The 20,249-nt window shown below is 47.6% G+C and carries 19 protein-coding genes; 16 read left to right on the plus strand and 3 right to left on the minus strand.

What is annotated here, in order from left to right; translation table 11 throughout:
* Window positions 1–183 precede the first annotated feature (183 nt).
* The 3 genes from GCU39_RS30555 to GCU39_RS30565 all read right to left on the minus strand — a co-directional run bounded on the left by GCU39_RS30555 (window position 184) and on the right by GCU39_RS30565 (window position 4,101).
* On the minus strand, window positions 184–1,797 hold the full coding sequence (locus tag GCU39_RS30555; protein ID WP_227793379.1) for a helix-turn-helix domain-containing protein: 1,614 nt from the start codon (window positions 1,795–1,797) through the stop codon (window positions 184–186).
* A 104-nt stretch (window positions 1,798–1,901) separates the two neighbouring features.
* Entirely contained in the window at window positions 1,902–2,903 is a 1,002-nt protein-coding gene (locus tag GCU39_RS30560) for an ABC transporter substrate-binding protein (RefSeq protein WP_152396920.1), read from the minus strand.
* A gap of 223 nt (window positions 2,904–3,126) precedes the next feature.
* Window positions 3,127–4,101 (minus strand): LacI family DNA-binding transcriptional regulator, encoded by a 975-nt coding sequence (locus tag GCU39_RS30565; protein WP_193726692.1) that lies wholly within the window; start codon window positions 4,099–4,101, stop codon window positions 3,127–3,129.
* 153 nt (window positions 4,102–4,254) lie between these two features.
* Here GCU39_RS30565 and GCU39_RS30570 point away from each other — a divergent pair, with 153 nt between their 5' ends.
* The 16 genes from GCU39_RS30570 to GCU39_RS30645 all read left to right on the plus strand — a co-directional run bounded on the left by GCU39_RS30570 (window position 4,255) and on the right by GCU39_RS30645 (window position 20,190).
* Window positions 4,255–5,448, plus strand: a complete 1,194-nt coding sequence (locus GCU39_RS30570; protein WP_152396922.1) for an MFS transporter — start codon at window positions 4,255–4,257, stop codon at window positions 5,446–5,448.
* 18 nt (window positions 5,449–5,466) lie between these two features.
* Complete coding sequence (locus tag GCU39_RS30575) at window positions 5,467–6,258, plus strand: Cof-type HAD-IIB family hydrolase (RefSeq protein ID WP_152396923.1); 792 nt, start codon at window positions 5,467–5,469, stop codon at window positions 6,256–6,258.
* 181 nt (window positions 6,259–6,439) lie between these two features.
* Window positions 6,440–6,865 carry a GntR family transcriptional regulator gene (locus GCU39_RS30580; RefSeq protein ID WP_227793380.1) on the plus strand — a complete coding sequence of 142 codons (426 nt, stop codon included), beginning with the start codon at window positions 6,440–6,442 and terminating at the stop codon, window positions 6,863–6,865.
* Complete coding sequence (locus GCU39_RS30585; RefSeq protein ID WP_152396924.1) at window positions 6,858–7,547, plus strand: ATP-binding cassette domain-containing protein; 690 nt, start codon at window positions 6,858–6,860, stop codon at window positions 7,545–7,547. The genes GCU39_RS30580 and GCU39_RS30585 overlap by 8 nt, the downstream gene beginning before the upstream one ends.
* Entirely contained in the window at window positions 7,544–8,374 is an 831-nt protein-coding gene (locus GCU39_RS30590; protein WP_152396925.1) for a hypothetical protein, read from the plus strand. Before GCU39_RS30585 ends, GCU39_RS30590 begins: the two co-directional genes overlap by 4 nt.
* A gap of 13 nt (window positions 8,375–8,387) precedes the next feature.
* Complete coding sequence (locus GCU39_RS30595; RefSeq protein WP_152396926.1) at window positions 8,388–9,584, plus strand: hypothetical protein; 1,197 nt, start codon at window positions 8,388–8,390, stop codon at window positions 9,582–9,584.
* A 17-nt stretch (window positions 9,585–9,601) separates the two neighbouring features.
* A complete protein-coding gene (locus GCU39_RS30600) occupies window positions 9,602–9,874 on the plus strand; it encodes a hypothetical protein (RefSeq protein WP_152396927.1) in 273 nt (90 codons plus the stop codon).
* A gap of 172 nt (window positions 9,875–10,046) precedes the next feature.
* On the plus strand, window positions 10,047–12,326 hold the full coding sequence (locus GCU39_RS30605; RefSeq protein WP_152396928.1) for a glycoside hydrolase family 3 protein: 2,280 nt from the start codon (window positions 10,047–10,049) through the stop codon (window positions 12,324–12,326).
* 916 nt (window positions 12,327–13,242) lie between these two features.
* Window positions 13,243–14,700 (plus strand): serine hydrolase, encoded by a 1,458-nt coding sequence (locus tag GCU39_RS30610; RefSeq protein WP_152396929.1) that lies wholly within the window; start codon window positions 13,243–13,245, stop codon window positions 14,698–14,700.
* 39 nt (window positions 14,701–14,739) lie between these two features.
* Window positions 14,740–15,249, plus strand: coding sequence for a GNAT family N-acetyltransferase (locus tag GCU39_RS30615; RefSeq protein ID WP_152396930.1), 510 nt, complete (start codon window positions 14,740–14,742; stop codon window positions 15,247–15,249).
* 22 nt (window positions 15,250–15,271) lie between these two features.
* Window positions 15,272–16,117 (plus strand): class I SAM-dependent methyltransferase, encoded by an 846-nt coding sequence (locus GCU39_RS30620; RefSeq protein WP_152396931.1) that lies wholly within the window; start codon window positions 15,272–15,274, stop codon window positions 16,115–16,117.
* Between the two features lie 73 nt (window positions 16,118–16,190).
* A complete protein-coding gene (locus GCU39_RS30625) occupies window positions 16,191–16,715 on the plus strand; it encodes a GNAT family N-acetyltransferase (RefSeq protein WP_152396932.1) in 525 nt (174 codons plus the stop codon).
* A gap of 23 nt (window positions 16,716–16,738) precedes the next feature.
* A complete protein-coding gene (gene pgsA / locus GCU39_RS30630; protein WP_152396933.1) occupies window positions 16,739–17,329 on the plus strand; it encodes a CDP-diacylglycerol--glycerol-3-phosphate 3-phosphatidyltransferase in 591 nt (196 codons plus the stop codon).
* 85 nt (window positions 17,330–17,414) lie between these two features.
* Window positions 17,415–18,089, plus strand: coding sequence for a hypothetical protein (locus GCU39_RS30635; protein WP_152396934.1), 675 nt, complete (start codon window positions 17,415–17,417; stop codon window positions 18,087–18,089).
* 311 nt (window positions 18,090–18,400) lie between these two features.
* Window positions 18,401–19,336 carry a carbohydrate ABC transporter permease gene (locus GCU39_RS30640; protein WP_152396935.1) on the plus strand — a complete coding sequence of 312 codons (936 nt, stop codon included), beginning with the start codon at window positions 18,401–18,403 and terminating at the stop codon, window positions 19,334–19,336.
* A 17-nt stretch (window positions 19,337–19,353) separates the two neighbouring features.
* The gene (locus tag GCU39_RS30645) at window positions 19,354–20,190 is read left to right on the plus strand and encodes a carbohydrate ABC transporter permease (protein ID WP_152397508.1); all 837 of its coding nucleotides are present in this window, start codon (window positions 19,354–19,356) and stop codon (window positions 20,188–20,190) included.
* Window positions 20,191–20,249 lie beyond the last annotated feature (59 nt).

Consider the following 20,249-nt stretch of genomic DNA (forward strand, 5'->3'; position numbering starts at 1 on the left):
ACGCTATTCCCCATGATTTAACGGTAATTATTCCAAAAAACATGCATTAGCGTTGCTAGGATTCGTTAGCCTGCGCAAAAGCACTGTTTTCGCGCAATAAGCATATTAGGATTCGTTAGCCGCCGCCATTCGATGGATCCACAGGGCTCTTTTGGCCGTTCAACGGCCATTCTCTTGCCCCGCCTACGCCAGCACATTCAACACATCATCGATCTTTTTGTTATTCGAGATCACGCCGTAGTTCATCCACGTCAGGAAATCCACCTCATACACGCATTGATTCTGGACGGCGGGGAGCGCAAGCCACGCAGAGGAATGAAGCACGCCGCGTTCCTCGCCATCGACAACGGATTCCGATTTGTCGAACGTGATAAAGAGATGGTCAGCGTCCAGCCGCGCAAGCCATTCCGGCGCTAGCTCGATTCGTCGCATGTGATGGGCTAATCGCAGAACGAGCGGATGCGGCGTCAAGCCAAGATCCTTGTATAGGATTGGCCCCGTGAAGCCCTGCTCCGGGCCGGCGTAGAGGAATATTCGACGTGCCGTGATGCGAAGGCATGCGACGGTCTGCCCGCGAACGGAGCGGCGCAGCATCTTCTGAGCCGCATGGGCTTTGCGCTCATATTGAGCAATAATGTCTTGAACGTGCTCGGGCTTCCCGAGCAGATCAGCCGTTGTGTGCAGGGTCAAGCGCCAATTCTCAGCAAGATGCGAGACCATATACAAGGGAGCAAGGCCTTCCAATTGTGTAAGCAGCCGCCAGCGCTCGAAATCATCGCCAATCATAATAAATTCAGGCTTATGGTGAGACAAGGCACCGACATCTTCTGCCGCGAGATTCATCGTTGGTACATCCTGCAGTCCGAGATAATCCTGCGTGCCCCATTTGTCATGGGTGCATTGCACGACGGGTGTAATGCCCAGCGCCACGAGAAAATCTTCGAAGAAGGGGGCGAATACGCGAACGCTATCCTGGTGATTGCGCCGATATCGACCGGGAGAGATCCCGACCGTCTGCTTGAAGCGGCGGCTGAAATAATATTCATTGTTAAACCCGACATGATGGGCAATATCATATAAACGGTCATGGGTTGAGCGCAGCAGCTGCTTGGAACGCTCGATCCGGATTTCGTTCAAATAATCCAGAGGCACTTGCCCTGTAATTTCTTTGAATAGGGGCGTGTAGTGCCAACGGGCGACTTTGGCCCAATCGGCTAATTGATCGACCGTCCACTGGGCTTGATAGTGCTGCTTCATGTGCTCGATCGAATGTTTGACGGCTTCATGGACGCTGCGCTCATCAGGTAGAGTGGCATTCTGCTCCAACACCATACGCATTAACGCTTGGAATTGCTCATGTTGATAGAACGCACCGAGCTCGTGATTCGTGCTGCGATGTAAGGTGATCGATTCCAGATATGCGATGCACTGGGAGAAGGGACTGCATATCAACTCGCCTGGGGAGGGGAGGCCGCCGTGAGAAGATGAGCATGGGACGAAGTGGTCCCCTTCGTAAGTCCAGGGTTCGAACGAGAGCCAGTAGAGCTTCAAGCCATCTTCAAAAGCGGCCAACCTCGACGTGGTACCGGCTGCCATGAAATAGCTCTTGCCACACCCTAGATTGTAGCTCATGCCGTCGATCGACAACTGCCCCGAGCCACCTGTGATGAACAGCAGGGAAGGGGCTTGATGACGCTGATCATCCTGCTGCCAATTCGGAGCATGTATGTCATGCCGTATGTTATGTAATAGATAGATTAAAGTTCGGTGAACGCGTTGTTCCGTTGAATTCGTCATACCATCGCCCTTGATTGAGAATTATTATCAATTGTAGTATAAAGAAAAAAAGAAAGCTCATCAACTGTTGATTGAAGAGCTTTCTTCTTTTCTACTTCGTAGATTTATTTGACGAACCACTTCAATAAATCGTCCATCTTCATCATATTTGCTGTAATCGCGCCCGATTGCCAATGTGATCTCTCCGCAATGTGGACATGTCCGTTCTTCACGGCAGGCATCGACTTCCATAACGAGTTCTCCAAATATTTGATCGACTCTTGATTTTCCTCAGAGGTCCAAGAACCGTTCGATGGGAAGAGAATGATATGATCCGCATTCACATCAGGGATCTTCTCTTCGGATAGAACCGCATGGTTTTCCGCCATATCTCGTGCATAAGGGTGAGGCGTGAGCCCCAATTCCGTATAGATATTGCCGATATACCGATTCTTCACGCTAAATAGTGCGAGCGTTTTCTCGCCGATGTTCAACCGGACGACGGCAACCGTCTGATTCCCGACCGCTTCATGCAGCTTGGCTTTGACATCGGCAATCTTTTGTTCGTATGCCTTAAGCACGCTATCGGCTTTCTCCGGCATGCCGGTAATGTCAGCGATCGTCTTTAGAATGTCAGGCGGGCTGTCCAGGATACGCTCAGGCAAACGGTACGTTGGAGCGATTTTGGAATATAGCTCGTATTTGGCAGCATCGACCGCGCCATCCACGATAATCAGATCTGGTTTCTTATCGAGCAATGCCTCGAGGCTTCCTGTCGTATCAAATGTTGGGACATCTAGCGCGAGATAGTCCTGCTTGCCCCAGCTCGGATGGTACCATTGCACGACGGGTGTTATGCCCAGTGCCTTCAAATAATCCTCCAGATAAATCCCTGCGACCCGCTTCGGATGCACCGGAATCGTAACGTCACCGAATTCATCTTTCACGACTCTTGTCTCACCCGAAGCTTCATCCGTTTTCGTAGATGCTTCGGTTGTATTGGCTGCGGTCGGCTGCTGATCTGCGCTCTCCGCGGTTTCCCCCTTGCTCGTACATCCTGCTAACCCGATCGTAAGGACAAGCATGAGCGCGAGCCATACGACCATGTTGCGACGTGACTTTGGCATATCTTACTCCCCCCCTATGTAGATTGTTAAACGAAAAAGAGAGGTATTTATCAGTGATAATCATTCTCATTTCGTCGAACTTAGTGTAACCTACCGGATGGGATCCGACAATGCACAATTTCAAATCGTTTTTTATACAATCTCAAGAGGATGATCATCCTCCTTCGGCTCGCAATACTCGCAATCGCGCTGCTATATATTGAGGGGATGTCACGGTCTACGTTTAGCGTGTATTGTCACAGGCTGCTTCATCCTTGAAATGAATCGTGGGCCGAACCGGAAGCTGCGCGAACTCGCTGCTCAATAACATGGCAACGGCTTGTTCGCCGATATCAGCTAGGTGATAATCCACGCTGGGGAATCCTAGGATGTCACTTAGAGGCGTATTCTCCTCGCCGACGATCTCGAAATCTTGTGGATAATGATAGCCGTGTGATTTCGCCGAAGCGATAATCCCGGCAGCGACCTCATCGCCATTCGCGAAGATGGCATCTGGGACAACGCGCTGATTGAACATCCGATCGCCGACGCGCTTGCCGTCCTCATAGGTGAAGCACTGATCATAATGCCGGTCTACATAATCTGAGGAGATGATCTCCTGATAAACCTGAATGCCAAGACGCGTACTGGGGCTAGCCTGAGCATCTCGGGCAGAAGTGAAATAGATGCGCTGGTAGCCTTTGTTTCTCAGATACGTGAAGACGTCGACAAAAGCTGCATATCGATCGGGGTACACGGATGGGATGGTAGGCACAGGGCAAGCCTCGCAGCATACGATTTTCCCCCATTCGGACAGGGATTGGATTTGTTCTTGGTCTAGGGTACGCGAAGTGAGCAGGATGCCATCTATCATTTTCTTTTGCAATAACGTCAGATAACTGCTCTCGATGTCGTTCTCATAATACGTAGGTAACAAAAGGACTTGATAGTGGAGTTCATGCGCCTTCCTCAGCATGCCGTTAATGAGCGCATCGAAGCAGGAATTGTTGTTATACGGCACGATGACGCCAATGGTATTCGTCTTTCCTCGGCTCAGCTTCACCGCGTTGCCATTCACCGAATAATTCAATTCCTTCATGACAGCCATCACCTTTTCTTGCTTGTCCTTCGTGACATAAGGATGCTGATTAAGAACACGGGATACGGTCGCGATCGAGACACCTGCCATTCTAGCGACATCTTTAATATTCGCCATCATAGGCTCCCCCTTTTCTGTACATTCGGACTCATTGTAACATGTCGATTTCTTTTTTAGAAATATGGAAATGCATGCTTGACTTGAAACGCATTTCATTCTTTACAATGAACAACATCAGCAGGTATATCTCTAATTCTACAAGGAGGTTAAGGCATGAGAACCTTTGCGATTGCATCGTATTCATTGTATTTTCTAGCAGGGTTGGTTATCACAACGATCGGTTCTGTGATGCCGCAATTGCTCGCCCACTATGAACAATCCTATACGGTTGGCGGTCAGATGGTCTTCGTGAGTGCAGTCGGTTTTATTGCAGGCGTACCGATTTCCGCATGGCTTATGAAAGGGTTGAAAAAAGAGAAGTACGTCCTCGCGCTCTCTGCGGTTATTATTGCGATCGCACAGTTCAGTATCTGGTCGCTTCCGCCGTTCGGTTGGGTTGTTGCGCTCAATTTCATGAATAGTGTCGGTGCCGCAGCGATCGAATGTGTCGTGGCAACGCTCATGATGGAAGTGTTCGTGGGTCGTCGTGCGGTCGTCATGAGTTATCTTGAAGTATCATTTGGTATCGGTGCGCTCTGTATGCCGGTGATCGCCAGCGTGTTGATTGCGAACCAGGTCTGGCAGTATTCCTTTTTCGTAACGGCTTGTCTTGGATTGATAATGGCCATGGCATGGTGCTTCATATCCTTTGTGAAGGAGCGGGTCGAAGCAGCAGAGACGCTCGATGCGCGTATTGCACCGCCGCCAATATTCAAGACCAAGCGGATGAAACGATACATTCTCTTCGCCTTCGTCTTCTTGATTTTCATGTATAGCGGGATTGAAGGGAGTCTGAATCATTTCATGTCTTCCATCTTCCTGACTCATTTAGAGGTCACACCCTATTACGCTTCGCTTAGCATTGGGCTATTCTGGATGGCGATGGTCATAGGCCGAGCGGCCACAGGGTGGATTATTCGAAAAGTAAACTATGCCCAGTATTTGCGCTGGAATATGTTCGGCACGCTCGTCATGATCGTCTTGTTTGCATTGTGGAGAGAGGCTGTGGTTGGCTTTATGGTGGTCATCATGATGGGGCTAACGATGTCTGGCGTATATTCGATTACGATGGTGTATGCGAATCATACGTTTCCTGGAATGGCTCGGCTCGTGACGAGTCTGGTTACCGCATTTGCGGGGTTCGGCGCAGCGGTGTTTCCCGCACTGATAGGCTATGCGATGGATCATTCCGGCACGGTGTCTGCACTATGGTATATCGCTGGCTTCGCGGTGATCTATTTGATGGTACTGTTGCTCGGCATTGGTAGATTTTATCGTAATCAAGCTAGTGCGGTGTTGAATTCATGAAAATAGGGGGAACTCCAAATGAGTATTCAGATGATTGCGGTGGACATGGATGGCACGTTTCTAAATGATCGAAAGGACTATAATCGAGATCGTTTTCGGGCGCAGTATGCGGAAATGAAAAGAAAAGGGATACGTTTTGTTGTCGCTAGCGGCAATCAATATTATCAGCTGCGATCATTTTTTCCTGACATCGCGGACGAGATCGCTTTTGTTGCGGAGAACGGTGCGTTTATCGTTGATGGGAATGAAGAAGTATTCACAGGTCACATGTCCGATGAGACCATTGCGAAGACGCTGGAGATTCTGCAGCAGTACCCTTCCTCGAATGTTGCGATCTGCGGCAAACAAAGTGCCTACATGCGCCATGATGAATCCGACGACTACTATGACTATGCCATTCAATACTACCATCGCTTAAAAAGAGTAGAAGATTTCACCCGTATTGAGGATCAATTGTTTAAATTCGCCCTTCGTTTTCCGCTCGAGGACCTGGATCAAGCGATTGTGAACTTGAAGCGTGAACTGGGAGAGGAAGTTACACCTGTAGCCTGTGGCCACGGGGATGTAGATATTATTGTAACGGGTATTCACAAGGCGCATGGCATCAAGCTGCTTCAGCACAGATGGCAGATTCCGGACGATATGACGGCGGCTTTTGGCGATAGTGGTAATGATGTTGAAATGCTAAGGCATGTACATTACAGCTATGCGATGGAACATGCGAGTGACATCGCGAAGAGGGCGGCGAAGTATCGCATCGGTTCGAATAATATTGAAGCTGTGTTGGACACGATAGACAACCTCTTATAAACAATGCAAGGAAGCCATTCCGATTAGGAATAGGCTTCTTTTTGACGTTATAGGGTACATTCACACGGAAAAATAATGAAGTGTTAACTATTGACATCTGCGATGTATTACAGGCATAATACACTCATGAAGTGTATGAACTACATAGTACACACACTTGCTATGAAGACGAGGGGTGAGCATGAAGATGAATGAAGGGTGGACGAGTGTTGTTTTTAATAACCGGGACCCAGTCTATTTGCAAGTCGTTAGGCATTTCAAGGAGCAGATCGCAACAGGCCGATTGAAGGCAGGGCAGGTTATTCCTTCCCGCAGAGAACTCGGAGCATTGCTCAAAATAAATCCAAACACGGCGCAGAAAGCGTATAAGGAAATGGAGGAGCAGCGGTTGATTACTACAGAAGGGAACTCGCCAAGTCGGATCACCGAGGAGGCTGAAATATTGCGAGCCATTCGTTCGGAACTTATAGAAGGTGCAGTGGAAGCATTTGTCGTGTCAGTACGGAGAATTGATGTGCCTGTCGATGAATTATTGGAGCTTGTCCGGACGAAGTATGTGGAGGAACGTTCCCGTACGAGTCAAGAAGGAGGCAGTTCCCATGATTGAAGTGATAGATCTGCACAAGCGCTATCGTGGTCGCAAAGTGCTTAACGGTGTGTCCTTCACCGCAGAGAAAGGGCAGATTACATGTCTGATCGGAATCAATGGAGCGGGTAAATCAACGATTCTGAAAGCTATCATGGGACTTACCCCGCTGAAGAGCGGTCTGATTCGAATTGATGATGCCAAGGTTGGGTCGGCGATGTACGAGAGGGTCGCTTTTGTACCCGATCATCTAACGACGCCAACCGGGATGAGACTGTCGGAGGGAATCCAGTTCATGAAGGATTTCTATCGGAATTGGAATGATGCGCGCGCGAAGGATCTACTCGAGTTCTTCAAGCTGGATCGGTCGGAACGTGTGGGTAACCTGTCCAAAGGGACGGCGGCAAAGTACAGTCTGTTACTCGGGTTGTCACAAGACACGGACTACATCTTAATGGATGAGCCGTTCTCGGGGATCGACATGTTCAGTCGCGAGATTATCGCCGAAGTGTTCACGACGGACCTCATTGAGGATCGCGGAGTGCTGCTAACAACGCATGAAATCGAGGATATGGAGCATTTGATCGACCAAGCAGTTCTGCTTCAGAATGGAAAGGTTCAAATTGCCTTTGATTGCGAAGAAATGCGTACGACGGAAGGGAAGTCCGTCATTGATGTGATGAGGGAGGTGTATGCGGGATGAATCGGTTTTTGAAATTGGTCAATATGGAAATTCATCGTTTCCGTTATATACTCTTCTCTCTGATGGCGGTGACACTGTTATCTCAGTGTGGTTTGTTAATCTGGACGGTACAGCGCGTCGTATCCGCCAAGGAGCAAGGACTGACCCAAGCAGAGGTTGGCTATGCAATCCCTAAAGTTCTCTCGTTCCCCTGGGCTATCGTAAACGCAAAAGAGTGGTTTATCCTGCCGATTTTTCTGAGCATCACGGTGCTTGTCTTGTATTCCATCATCATCTGGTACCGAGATTGGTTCGGTCGGTCTACGTTCATTTATCGGCTGCTTATGCTGCCGTCGGCGAGATGGATGCTTTATGTATCCAAGCTGTCAGCTATTTTATTATTCGTATTTTGTATGCTTGCGTTTCAATTGCTGCTGCTCGTTGGGGAGAATATGCTCTTTCAATGGATCGTGCCGGTGGATATGCGAACGGATTCGACCTTTGTTGAGGCGGTCACGATGAATTATGCGCTGGAAATCCTGCTGCCGAAGCAATTCGAGCAATTTATCTATTCGTATGGACTAGGGATTATCGGTATTCTCGTCATCTTCACAGCGGTACTCATCGAGCGAAGCTATCGGCGATGGGGGATCCTCTATGGCATTTTTTATACTGCTGCATGCGTGGCCACGATTGTATCCCCGATGGTGCTGCTCGGTCTAGATCGTTCGTCAGGTTATTGGTATCCGAATGAAATATACATGATGGAATTAGCCGTGTGTCTGCTCGTTCCTGTGATCTCGATAGGTCTTGGATTCTGGCTTCTTCGCAAGAAGATCACGGTGTAAAGGAGGGATTGCGATGAAACGTTATCTATTATCGATCATTCTAGGTGTCTGTGCGCTTGGTATATTGTGTACATATTATGTTTACGGATCAGCCGATCATTTGCCTGAATATAAGCTGACGACGATTCAAGGCGATCCGCAAGAGGGAGCTGGAATCGAGCTTTCTGGCCATTATAGTGGGAGAATGCGTTCGGAGCAGATCGAAGTAAATGGGGCTGGCAGCCACTATCGAAGTCGAGAGACGCTGCGCGATGATGTTCTGGGTGCACGCTCATGGATATATAACTATGGGGAAATGGCGCGATGGATTCGTGAACATCGTCAGTTCATGCGAGGCAAAGATCAACTCGAAGGATTCTACGAGGATAAGGAATGGTTGATTTATGCGACGGGTGCCTCTCGATCGGAATTATCGGTGGAACGATTGCATCTTGGAACCGGTGAGGTGAAGGAATATACCACGAAACTACCCGTTCAGACGGATTACGATTATATCAACGTTGCAGATGTGCAGCGGATCAATGACCAGCTTCATGTCCTTGTTAGGCAAAACGCAAAAGGGTCGTCTTCTCTTCAATATTTTCATTATGTGTTGAACTTTGATAGTGGTGTGTTGATACGGAGCGAACAAATCACGCATTGGAAGAAGACGAAAAAGGATGTTGAAATAGAAGATTATCATTTGTATAATTCCGAGTCGTCTAACGGTTATGCCGTATTTATGGTTCGAGAGAATAAGATCTTATCGAAATCCGAAAACTCGTATTCCAGTGAGCAGATCGCTGCCCACCTCTATATGTATTCCTATCAGACGGGCAAGTTGACTGCCTTACCGGATCCCAAGCAGCAATTTGATCCGAACGTTAATTACTATCAAGAAGGCGAACAGGTCATCTACCAAACAATGGATAAAAATACGCTGACACTATCCCGTTACAATTTGGCTACAGGTACGGAAGAACGGGATTATGTATCGATTAAGGCTTCGGAATTCGGAGCAGAGGAGATTCAATCTGCGATCCTATCCGATCATCGGGTGTACGTGCATATGAGAAAGGGCACTACCTATTTGGTTGCTACGTTAGATCTATCCGATGGGAGAGCGCTCTATGTGGGTGAAGTATCGTATGAAGGACCTGAAGCGGAGCGTGAGAAGGAAATGAAGTTGCTTCAGCTCTATAACCTGAACATCAATAAGCGTGTTTCTTAGAAAAGAGGTACAGCCCGATGGATCGAACGATGAGCTTTGGGCATCAGTTGGAAATATTAAGAGGTTTAGAGACCTATGGGTACCAGGTTGCACACTATCTGCTGCAGGAAGACGATCTTGCGTTAGATGCCGTGAAATTAGCCCTGCTGGAGGTTAGTGCGAAGGAGGATTTTTTCAAGGAAGAAATCCTATCGCAACGCGCCGAGTGGCGCAGAACGGTGATGCGTCATGCGATCCAGTTGAAGCAAAAATGGTTAATCGCCAAGCAGAAGAATCCTATTCTGAATTAGGGTGATTTTTAACCCTTGGTAAGTTGGCTGTGAGAGAGACGCTGAAAAAGAAGTTAAAAATGGCTACTAAAGTCTATAGTTCCCGCCTGTCTGAGGATAGGCGGGTTTTTATATAATGGAAGAGAAATGTAAGCGATATCTTCGCTTAGAAATAGAGCAGGAGGGATCAGGGATGCCCGATCTTAAGCAATCATCGACAACCGAACAGGATACCATTCAGTACGTCACGAATAACGGTGGCCCGACACTCGGCTACTCGACGGATTCAGGTGTATCCATCTTAGAACAAGATGGACTTTTCTTCAAAGATTTAAGCAAAGACGGCAAGCTCGATAAATATGAAGATTGGCGGTTATCCGCAGATGAACGGGCGCAAGATCTCGCATCGAAGATGACAATTGAGCAAATCGCAGGACTGATGTTATATAGCCGACATCAAGCGATCCCAGCCGTGAGTACGGGATGGTTCGCTAGCACGTATAACGGTAAAAAGTATGAGGAGAGCGGCGCGAAGCCGTGGGATTTGACGGATGAGCAGATCGGATTCTTAGCCAAGGACCATCTGAGACACGTGCTCGTGACGAGCGTGGAGAGTCCGGAGGTCGCGGCGCGTTGGAGCAATAAAGTGCAGGCGTTTGCGGAGTCGACGGACTATGGTATTCCAGCAAATAACAGCTCAGATCCAAGGCATAGCTCGGATGCGAATTCCGAATTCAATGCCGGCGCAGGCGGACATATCTCGATGTGGCCGGAGACGCTAGGGCTTGCTGCTTCCTTCACGCCGGAGGTTACGCGTCAATTCGGTGACATCGCGGCAAAGGAATATCGCGCGCTTGGACTTGCGACAGCACTCTCGCCGCAAATCGATATTGCGACAGACCCGCGTTGGTTCCGCTTCACAGGCACGTTCGGGGAAGATTCGAAGCTAACGACGGATCTGGCGCGCGCTTATGTTGACGGGTTCCAGAATTCGGACGGCAATCAAGAGATTGCAGGCGGCTGGGGCTATAACAGTGTCAATGCGATGGTGAAGCACTGGCCAGGAGGCGGTTCCGGCGAAGCGGGTCGGGATGCGCATTACGCTTGCGGGAAATATGCGGTGTATCCTGGTAATAACTTCGATGAACATCTGCTTCCTTTTACAGAGGGGGCATTCAAGCTCGATGGGAAGACAGGGACGGCTTCTGCCGTAATGCCTTATTACACGGTGTCCATGGATCAAGATCCAGTATATGGCGAGAATGTCGGGAACTCTTACAGCAAGTATCTCGTGACGGATTTGCTCCGGGAGAAATATGGCTATGACGGGGTCGTCTGCACGGATTGGCTGATCACGGCGGATGAGTCCGGCAGCAAGGATTCGTTCCTCACCGGGAAACCGTGGGGCGTGGAACAGTTAAGCATCGCGGAGCGCCACTATAAACTGCTCATGGCCGGTGTGGATCAGTTCGGGGGCAACAATGAGATCGAGCCTGTGCTGGAAGCCTATCAGATGGGCGTAGCTGAGCATGGCGAGGAAGTTATGCGCAGTCGATTTGAAAAGTCGGCGGTCCGGCTGCTCCGCAATATGTTCCAATTGGGATTGTTCGAGAATCCGTATTTGGATGCGGAAGAGAGCGCGCGGGTCGTAGGCAATCCGGAATTCATGCGTGCAGGGTATGAAGCGCAGTTGAAATCGATTGTGATGCTGAAGAATAAGAATCAAGTCCTTCCGATGCAGCCGAAGAGCAAGGTCTATATTCCGAAGCGGTATTTGCCAGCGGGGAAGGATTGGTTCGGGTTCCCGACGCCGGAGTCGCATAAACATCCTGTGAATATGGACATCGTGGCCAAGTACTTCGATGTGACGGACAATCCGGATGAAGCGGATTTCGCGATCGTGTTCATCAGCACCCCGAACTCGGGTACGGGGTATAGTCAGGAAGATGCGGATCAAGGCGGGAACGGTTATGTGCCGCTGAGTTTGCAGTATCGGACGTACACGGCGGAGCATGCCCGCGCGCACAGTCTGGCTGGCGATCCGCGCGGCAGTGATGTGCTCGACCGCTCCTACCTCGGCAAGAGCGTTACGCCGCACAATACGACGGATCTGGATAGCGTGCTCGAGACGAGAGCGAAGATGCAAGGCAAGCCGGTCGTCGTATCGATGACGCTCACGAATCCGACGATCGTCGCGGAATTCGAGTCGGAGGTGGACGCGATCATCGCGAACTTCGGCGTGCAGGATCAGGCGATCATGGAGATCTTGTCCGGCAGCGTCGAGCCTTCCGCGCTGCTGCCGATGCAGATGCCCGCGAACATGCGGACGGTCGAGGAGCAGCTCGAGGATGTCGTGCATGACATGGAGTGCCATGTGGACTCGGAGCATCATGTGTATGACTTCGCGTTCGGCATGAACTGGAGCGGCGTGATCGAGGATGCGCGGACGGCGAAGTATAAGAAAGTGAAGTAATTGAATTGAAAAGGCCCTTATTCCGTGATGGGATAGGGGCCTTTTTGTGCGTGGTGTGCTGGGATGGGGGGCGCGGAGGGATTAACTGCTATTTAGCAGTTAACTTAGGCGAATTGAGGTGGCGTGGAGTAAATAACTGACTTTTTGCAGTTATTTCGCTTATAGTAACGGCCAAGTCGCCCAAATAACTGACAAAAAGCAGTTAATTTAGGCAGAGCGAGCTAATTTAGCGCAAATAACTGACTTTTTGCAGTTATTTCACCTATAGTAGCGGCCAAGTTGCCCAAATAACTGACAAAAAGCAGTTAATTTAGGCAGAGCGAGCTAATTTAGCGCAAATAACTGACTTTTTGCAGTTATTTCGCCTATAGTAGCGGCTAAGTTGCCCAAATAACTGACAAAAGGCAGTTATTTCTCTCTTTTAGCTAGAAAGTAGGTCAATTAACTGCAAAAAAGCAGTTAATTTAGACGAGATGAGGTGGCGCGAAGTAAATAACTGACTTTTTGCAGTTATTTCACCTATAGTGGGGCCAAATCGCCCAAACAACTGACAAAAAGCAGTTATTTCTCTATTTAAGCCAGAAAGTCGCTCAAATAACTGCAAAAAAGCATTTAATTTAGGCAGAGCGAGCTAATTTAGCGTAAATAACTGACTTTTTGCAGTTATTTCGCCAATAGTAGCGGCCAAGTTACCCAAATAACTGCTAAAGGGCAGTTAATTCTCTATTTGAGCCGGAAGTTCTCTCAAATAACTGCCTTTTAGCAGTTATTCTCCGATAATGGCACATTCCTAAGGTTCAAAGTGTTTTCAATCTTTTTCACATCCGTTTACAGGAACTAGAGGGAATATGAGGAATTAAGTAAGAATATGACTGAAATTTGCGCTACTAAAAGGTAGGAGAAGGAGTGTGCAGCAATGATCATGACCAAATCGAACCAAGCACTACAAGGCATTCGCCCATTCATTGAAGAGCAGATGAAAATATGGAACGTCCCCGGCCTTGCGGTCGCAGTGATCCGTGATCAAGAGATCATCATGGCGGAAGGCTTCGGCTATCGGGATGTAGAAGCAGGTCTCGAAGTGACGCCGGAGACGTTATTCGCTATTGGTTCGACGACCAAAGCTTTTACGGCAACGACTGCGGGGATTCTCGTAGATGAAGGAAAAATAGACTTAGATATGCCCGTTAAGAGCTATTTGCCACACTTTAAAATGTATGATTCGCTCGCAACCGAACGGGTTACGCTTCGAGATATGTTATGTCATCGTACAGGGCTGCCAAGACATGACCTGATGTGGTACAATTCGTCTCTTTCGCGGGAAGACATCATTGAACGAATTCAGTATTTAGAGCCGAATCAAGATTTTCGTTCTTCCTGGCAGTATCAGAATATTATGTATATGGTTGCTGGCTTCATCGTCGGCCAGCAGCTAGGCACGTCTTGGGAGCAAGTAGTGAAGGATAAGATTTTTGCCCCGCTTCAGATGAATGCAAGTAATCTTTCGGTGGATGTCTCCCAAAAACAATCGAATTACGCTTTACCGTATATGGATCAAGGAGATAAGCTACAACGTATTCCATTCCGGAACATTGATTTGATTAGTCCCGCAGGTTCAATTAATTCGAACCTTCTGGATATGGCGAAATGGGTCATGCTTCTTCTCAATAAAGGCGTGCATCAGGGACAACGGATTATTTCTGAAAAAATTTTAGCAGAAGTGTTCAAGCCTCATATGCCTACAGACTCGTGGATCACACAAGAAACGCCGATGTGCTGCTATAGTCTTGGTTGGTGTATTGAGCCTTATCGTGGTTACCAAATGATTCATCACAATGGAGGAATTGATGGTTTTACGGCGGAGGTAGCTTTTTCACCAGATGAGAATCTAGGTGTTGTCATATTCGCTAATAAAAATGGAAGCTCGCTTCCAAGGATCGTACGCCATAACTTGTTCGATCGGTTGTTTGGGCTTGATGAGATCGATTGGAGTGGCAGAATACGCGGTACGGGGAAAGAAACTGAGAATCAAGATAAAACGCTCCAGCCTGAAGAATCGAAGGACCAGGAAATAACCAAAGAACCAGAGATACCGCCAACGCATCAACTTGCTGCGTATACAGGAACTTACGAACATCCGGGTTATGGAGAACTCGTTATTGATACAACCGAGAGTAATCTTCAAGTCACATTTAATTCAATCCAACTGCCGCTTCATCGTATTAACAATCATGCATTCGAATTAGAGTACACGCCATTTCAGGTTAAGACGCCCGCTACCTTCCACATCGATGCGAGCAATAATATTGATCGGGTAACTGTTAAAATGCTTTTCGAACCCGGCACCAAAGACATTGAGTTCGTGAAGAAGTAGCGTAGGAATAATGTACAGATTGCGAGGAGGGCCATTCATATGCTCGAAATATCAGCTATCCCTTACGAGGACAAGACGCTCCTCCATCAGCTTATTCAATTCTATCGGTATGATTCGAGTGAGTTTGATGGACATGCCTTGACCTCACACGGGCTGTATCTTTATAAATATTTGGATCATCAATGGACAGACAACTATCGTCGTCCACTGATTTTTAGAGTAGATAGAGAATTAGCGGGTTTCGCTTTGGTCGCTCTAGGCGTACCTAAGGAATTCGTAAAGTTAAGTGAAGCAGAATTGACGAACACGATCAACGATTTTTTCATCATGCGGAAGTTCAGAGGACAAGGTTATGGCAGACAAGCGGCATGCGCGATCTTCGATCAATTTCCAGGTGCGTGGGAAGTTCGTCAGACGGCAGCCAATATTCCTGCGAACCGATTCTGGAATCGCGTTATCGGTGATTATACGAACGGGGTGTATATCGAAAAAGTACTGCAAGAGGATATATGGCACGGGCCGGTGCAGATTTTTGCGTCAAAGACATAAGCGAGAGGAGTAGTCTTAAGCAATGAAAGAACGTCATTCAACCTATCATGTTCAGCATGCAAGCATCGGGATCGAAGCCGAGGTCAATCGGTTAAAAACGCAAGCTCAGATGGGGTGGGAGAAGGAATTTCGGAATTTACAATGGTACGGACTTCAAGATGGTATGAAGGTGCTAGAAGTTGCTTGTGGTCCAGGGTTCATGACAGAGAAGCTCGTAGAGAATCTACCCAATAGCCAGATTACAGCAATCGATATCGATCAAGGTCTATTAGACCGAGCGAAAGGTCGATTGGAGCATGTTCCAGCTAAACGTGTTCAGTTCGTGCAAGCATCCGCATATCAGATGGACCTGCCGGAAAATGAATTCGATTTTGCGATCGCGCGCTTATTATTTCTGCATCTGCATGACCCGCTTCAAGCCGCACAAGAGATCATGCGCGTCCTGAAACCCGGTGGTAAGCTTGTGATTATCGATATCGATGATGGCATATTTGGCGCTATTGAACCGGAAATGGAGATCCTACCGCTGATTCTGAAAAAAATAGCGGAATCCCAAGCGGCGAATGGGGGGAATCGGCATATCGGAAGAAGCTTGCCACGTCTACTAGCCAGTGCAGGGTATCAACATATTGATATGGATGCGGTTATTCAACATAGTGATTTTCAGGGTATAGATGGATTTAAACAGCAGTTTGATAGTGAACGATTCGCGGGATTCCATCAGCGTGGAACGATCAGTTCAATCGAATTCGAGCAATTGAAGCGATCGTATGAGACATTTAGTACCGATGAGAGTGCTTGTGCCATGATGGTGTTCTTGATGGCGTGCGGGACGAAACCGAAATCAAAGGTATTAACAGAAGGTTAAGCAAGCTTGATTATTTACGAAGGATTTGTTATTTTTATCGGACAATTCATGATGTAACAGGATGGTGAATCACATGTCTGAACAGGTGCGTTTAGTCAAACCAACAGTAACGTTAGAGCAAGCCTATGTAGATTTTTATCAGGATTGGATCGCAAGTGGAGAGGATATCGTTCCATGGGTAGTGAGCAAGGATCCAGCCGATTTCGAAGCACTCGTGAAGTTCCAGACGGAGCGGGAGCGCGGGGAGAACATCCCAGAGAACTGGGTTCCTGATTCCACGTATTGGCTCGTATCGGAGCAGGATAAGGTGATCGGCGCGGTGAACATTCGCCATGAATTGAACGACAAGTTGTTCCAATCCGGCGGCCATATTGGGTATGGGATTCGACCTTCGGAACGGCAAAAGGGATATGCGACCAAGCTATTAGCTCTCGCGCTTCACAAAACCAAGGAGCTCGGGATCTCGAAAGCCCTTGTGGTCTGCGATGCGACCAATATTGGATCGGAACGCACGATTCGCAATAATGGCGGGGTCGAAGATACGGATTTCATCGAAGAAGACGGCAATGTGTTGAAAAGATTCTGGATCACCAACTAGTTCCATGATCGGAGGGACACCGCATGAATCTAGCGAATAAAATTACGATAGCAAGAATCGGGCTCATTCCTTTATTTATGCTGACGCTTCAGCATTATCCGGCATGGATGGTGGAGGGGATGCCTTGGCTAAGTCAAGTGAATCAGTATGGATCTAGTCTAGCGGTATTGATCTTCCTCCTAGCTTCAACGACGGATAAGCTCGATGGCTATATCGCGCGCAAATACAATCAAGTGACGCCGCTTGGCAAGCTGCTCGATCCGCTCGCAGACAAGCTGTTAATCTCAGCCGCACTATTGATGATGGTGGAGCAGAGCATGATTCCGGCGTGGATGGCCGTTGTCATTATTGGCAGAGAAGTCGTAATTACAGGGATTCGAGTCCTCGCAGCAGCCAAAGGCATAGCGCTGGCGGCAGACAGACACGGCAAACTTAAAATGGTCCTCCAAGTTGTTGCGATTGCCGCTGTGTTACTGCGAAATTATCCATTTGCATGGATGACTTCGCTGCCGATCGATTATATGCTGATGCTCGTCGCCGTAGTCTTAACCGTCTACTCTGGCTATAAATACATCGCGAACAATTATCAGGCGCTCCAGCTGCATAAGAACTAACCGAACGCATCATCATCCATAGATGGAATACCTCATTCCCTCCAGTGAAATAATACCTAATATTTCCTGTGAGGGGTTGAGTGAAATGATGAGCATCAAGCCAAAGATCCTGATTGCATCCGTTGCGGGGCTGCTCGTGATGTCCGGTTCGATCTATGCAGCGGTGAAAAATCCTCGGATTTTTATCAACGGGGTTGAGTTTGCGAGCAGTGCATTGAACCTTAAGATGGAGAACGGGACCGCGATGGTCTCCTTGAAGTCGATCGTCGATGAACTTCGAGGCAAGGTCGTCTACAAAGACAATGTATTCTATATTACGATGCCTGAAGCATCGGAGCTGCAAATGCAGATCACGAGTCTCGAATATGGGCTGCAGGCTTATACGCCAGAGGATGCGGTGCAGACTTGGATTCGGGGGGTACAGCGGCGAAGCGGCGGCATGCAATATGCGGTCTTATCACCGAAACTTCGCGATCAGACGAAGCAGGAATTCATAGCGAACTTCTGGGTGACAGGCGTCTCCAGCCCGCATATGGGCAAAGTGGATGCGCTTCAGACGAAGACGATATCGCCGGATCAAGTTCAAATCTCATTTAACTATCCGCTCGTCGCGCAGGATCAAGTGATCGGAACGGGTAGTGCTGTACTCACGGTCGACAAAATCAAGCGAGAATCCTTCGCGTATTGGGCGATCTCTCGGATTGCTCTGAAGGACCCGGGAGATACGGGTGTTATGATCGGAGCCGTGAAATTGGAGTGAATGGAGATGGTGTTAAGGGCATGCTGGATACGAATCCAGCTAATGAATCGGTAGAGAAAGAGTGTTTGCTGATTGATTGATAAGGGTTTTAAGTGAGTGGTTATGATGAATGGGGACGCGAGCGATTTCGCGTCCCCATTTTATTGTGACTAAGGAAGCTGGATATTTATCCGAAGATCAACGAGCAAATCGCTAACGACAAAAGTCAAAATTTTACCCGCACATGGTCATAATCCATCCTTTGTTCTCCCTAGTCTGACGCTTATGATGAAATCAACAAGATTATAAGTTGGGGAGAGGAGATATACATCGTGGAAGAGACAAAAGCAAGTTATCAGCTCTCGAAGCACGCAGGGAAGAAATTTTGGACGCCTCAGAGAAAGGAAGCATTAGTTGGCTGGCTGTTTCTAGCGCCGGAGATTATCGGCATGCTGCTGCTTAATGTATTTGCCCTAGGGTTCTCATTGTACTTAAGTTTTACAGATTGGGATCTATTATCTGGAGTATCAGGTATTAAATTTGCCGGGTTCGAGAACTATGTTCATTTATTTGAAGACCCGACGATATGGAAAGCCTTGCGCAACAACATCCTGTACACGATATTAACCGTGCCTGTGCCGATTATCATTGCTCTTGTGCTTGCGGTCGTTATCCATAGCAAAGTTTATTTTAAAGATTATTTCAAAGTTGTATTCTTCATACCGTACATTTCTTCGATTATCGCTATTGCAGCGGTGTGGAGCGCATTGTTCCATCCTTCGCTAGGTCCGATCAACCAATTCCTAATGGATCTTGGCATATCGAATCCTCCGAAATGGCTCGTTGATCCGAAAACATCACTCATCGCCATTGCCATTATTACTTCGTGGGCAGGGCTCGGTTATACGATCATTATCTACATGGCGGGACTGTCCGGTATTTCCAACGAGTTATATGAAGCGGCGGAAATTGATGGGGCGACAGGGATGAAGAAGTTCCTCAAGATCACGGTCCCACTGCTAAGACCAACGACATTTTTCTTGTTTATTACGATGCTGATTGGTTCATTTAAAGTGTTCGATATTATTTCGTACTTGACCGAAGGTGGTCCTGATAATTCATCAACGGTCATTGTATTCCGTATCTATCAAGAAGGTTTTGTCAACTACAATATGGGTTACGCATCGGCGATATCTTGGCTGTTGTTTGCAATCATCGGTCTGATTACAGCGGCAACGTGGAAGATGCGTCAAGATGATTCATTTTAACGGAAAGGGAGAGTATGATGCAAAGCTTACGTAAAAATATTTCTAAAATTATCGCTACAGTGTTCATGGGAGCATTGTCCATTTTCTTTATTATTCCGTTACTATGGATGGTATCGTCGGCGTTTAAATTCGAAAAAGATGTTATGCGCTTTCCGATTGAATGGATTCCATCATCCATCAACGTTGTCAACAACTTTAAGGCCGTATGGATGAATAAAGTACCATTTGCCCAAATTTATTTCAATTCATTTAAGGTAGCAATTATTGTGACTGTCGTGTCACTCATCGTATCGACGATGGCAGCTTATGCATTTACGAAACTAAAATTCCGCGGTCGTAACTTCGTATTTGCGATACTCCTGTCATTGATGATTATTCCTGATCAAGCGACGCTTATTCCGCGTTTTATGCTTATTCGCTGGATGGGGTTGTATGACACGCATGCAGCGATTATATTGATGAGTATGTTTTCGATTTATTTTACTTTTATGTTACGTCAGTTTATGGCCGGAATTAATGATGAGTATTTGGAAGCTGCTAGAATCGACGGTGCAGGACAAATACGTACCTTCACTTCGATTATGATTCCGCTCTGTCGTCCCGTAATCGCGACCGTTGCGATTATTAAGTTCATTTGGTCCTGGAATGATTACCAAAATCCGCTAATCTTCTTGCAAACGAAATCATTGTATACTATTCCATTAGGGATGACATTGTTTAGAGATGATTACACGACCAACGATGCAATCATGATGATGGCGGCATTATCAGCGATTATTCCGCTGCTGATTGTATTTGTTGTTCTGCAGAGACAAGTTATTGATGGGATTGCCCTTGGTGGTGTGAAAGGGTAAGCAATACGGACTCACGATCCATCCGTAGACATCCTTGGCGTTTGCGAATAGGTCAAAAT

It is taken from the genome of Paenibacillus guangzhouensis, from assembly GCF_009363075.1.
Lineage (GTDB): Bacteria > Bacillota > Bacilli > Paenibacillales > Paenibacillaceae > Paenibacillus_K > Paenibacillus_K guangzhouensis.

What these genes read in the sequence shown, in the direction of transcription:
- GCU39_RS30555 (WP_227793379.1), bottom strand. Translation starts at nt 1,797, where the DNA reads ATGACGAATTCAACGGAACAACGCGTTCACCGAACTTTAATCTATCTA.
- GCU39_RS30560 (WP_152396920.1), bottom strand. Translation starts at nt 2,903, where the DNA reads ATGCCAAAGTCACGTCGCAACATGGTCGTATGGCTCGCGCTCATGCTT.
- GCU39_RS30565 (WP_193726692.1), bottom strand. Translation starts at nt 4,101, where the DNA reads ATGATGGCGAATATTAAAGATGTCGCTAGAATGGCAGGTGTCTCGATC.
- GCU39_RS30570 (WP_152396922.1), top strand. Translation starts at nt 4,255, where the DNA reads ATGAGAACCTTTGCGATTGCATCGTATTCATTGTATTTTCTAGCAGGG.
- GCU39_RS30575 (WP_152396923.1), top strand. Translation starts at nt 5,467, where the DNA reads ATGAGTATTCAGATGATTGCGGTGGACATGGATGGCACGTTTCTAAAT.
- GCU39_RS30580 (WP_227793380.1), top strand. Translation starts at nt 6,440, where the DNA reads ATGAAGATGAATGAAGGGTGGACGAGTGTTGTTTTTAATAACCGGGAC.
- GCU39_RS30585 (WP_152396924.1), top strand. Translation starts at nt 6,858, where the DNA reads ATGATTGAAGTGATAGATCTGCACAAGCGCTATCGTGGTCGCAAAGTG.
- GCU39_RS30590 (WP_152396925.1), top strand. Translation starts at nt 7,544, where the DNA reads ATGAATCGGTTTTTGAAATTGGTCAATATGGAAATTCATCGTTTCCGT.
- GCU39_RS30595 (WP_152396926.1), top strand. Translation starts at nt 8,388, where the DNA reads ATGAAACGTTATCTATTATCGATCATTCTAGGTGTCTGTGCGCTTGGT.
- GCU39_RS30600 (WP_152396927.1), top strand. Translation starts at nt 9,602, where the DNA reads ATGGATCGAACGATGAGCTTTGGGCATCAGTTGGAAATATTAAGAGGT.
- GCU39_RS30605 (WP_152396928.1), top strand. Translation starts at nt 10,047, where the DNA reads ATGCCCGATCTTAAGCAATCATCGACAACCGAACAGGATACCATTCAG.
- GCU39_RS30610 (WP_152396929.1), top strand. Translation starts at nt 13,243, where the DNA reads ATGATCATGACCAAATCGAACCAAGCACTACAAGGCATTCGCCCATTC.
- GCU39_RS30615 (WP_152396930.1), top strand. Translation starts at nt 14,740, where the DNA reads ATGCTCGAAATATCAGCTATCCCTTACGAGGACAAGACGCTCCTCCAT.
- GCU39_RS30620 (WP_152396931.1), top strand. Translation starts at nt 15,272, where the DNA reads ATGAAAGAACGTCATTCAACCTATCATGTTCAGCATGCAAGCATCGGG.
- GCU39_RS30625 (WP_152396932.1), top strand. Translation starts at nt 16,191, where the DNA reads ATGTCTGAACAGGTGCGTTTAGTCAAACCAACAGTAACGTTAGAGCAA.
- pgsA (WP_152396933.1), top strand. Translation starts at nt 16,739, where the DNA reads ATGAATCTAGCGAATAAAATTACGATAGCAAGAATCGGGCTCATTCCT.
- GCU39_RS30635 (WP_152396934.1), top strand. Translation starts at nt 17,415, where the DNA reads ATGATGAGCATCAAGCCAAAGATCCTGATTGCATCCGTTGCGGGGCTG.
- GCU39_RS30645 (WP_152397508.1), top strand. Translation starts at nt 19,354, where the DNA reads ATGCAAAGCTTACGTAAAAATATTTCTAAAATTATCGCTACAGTGTTC.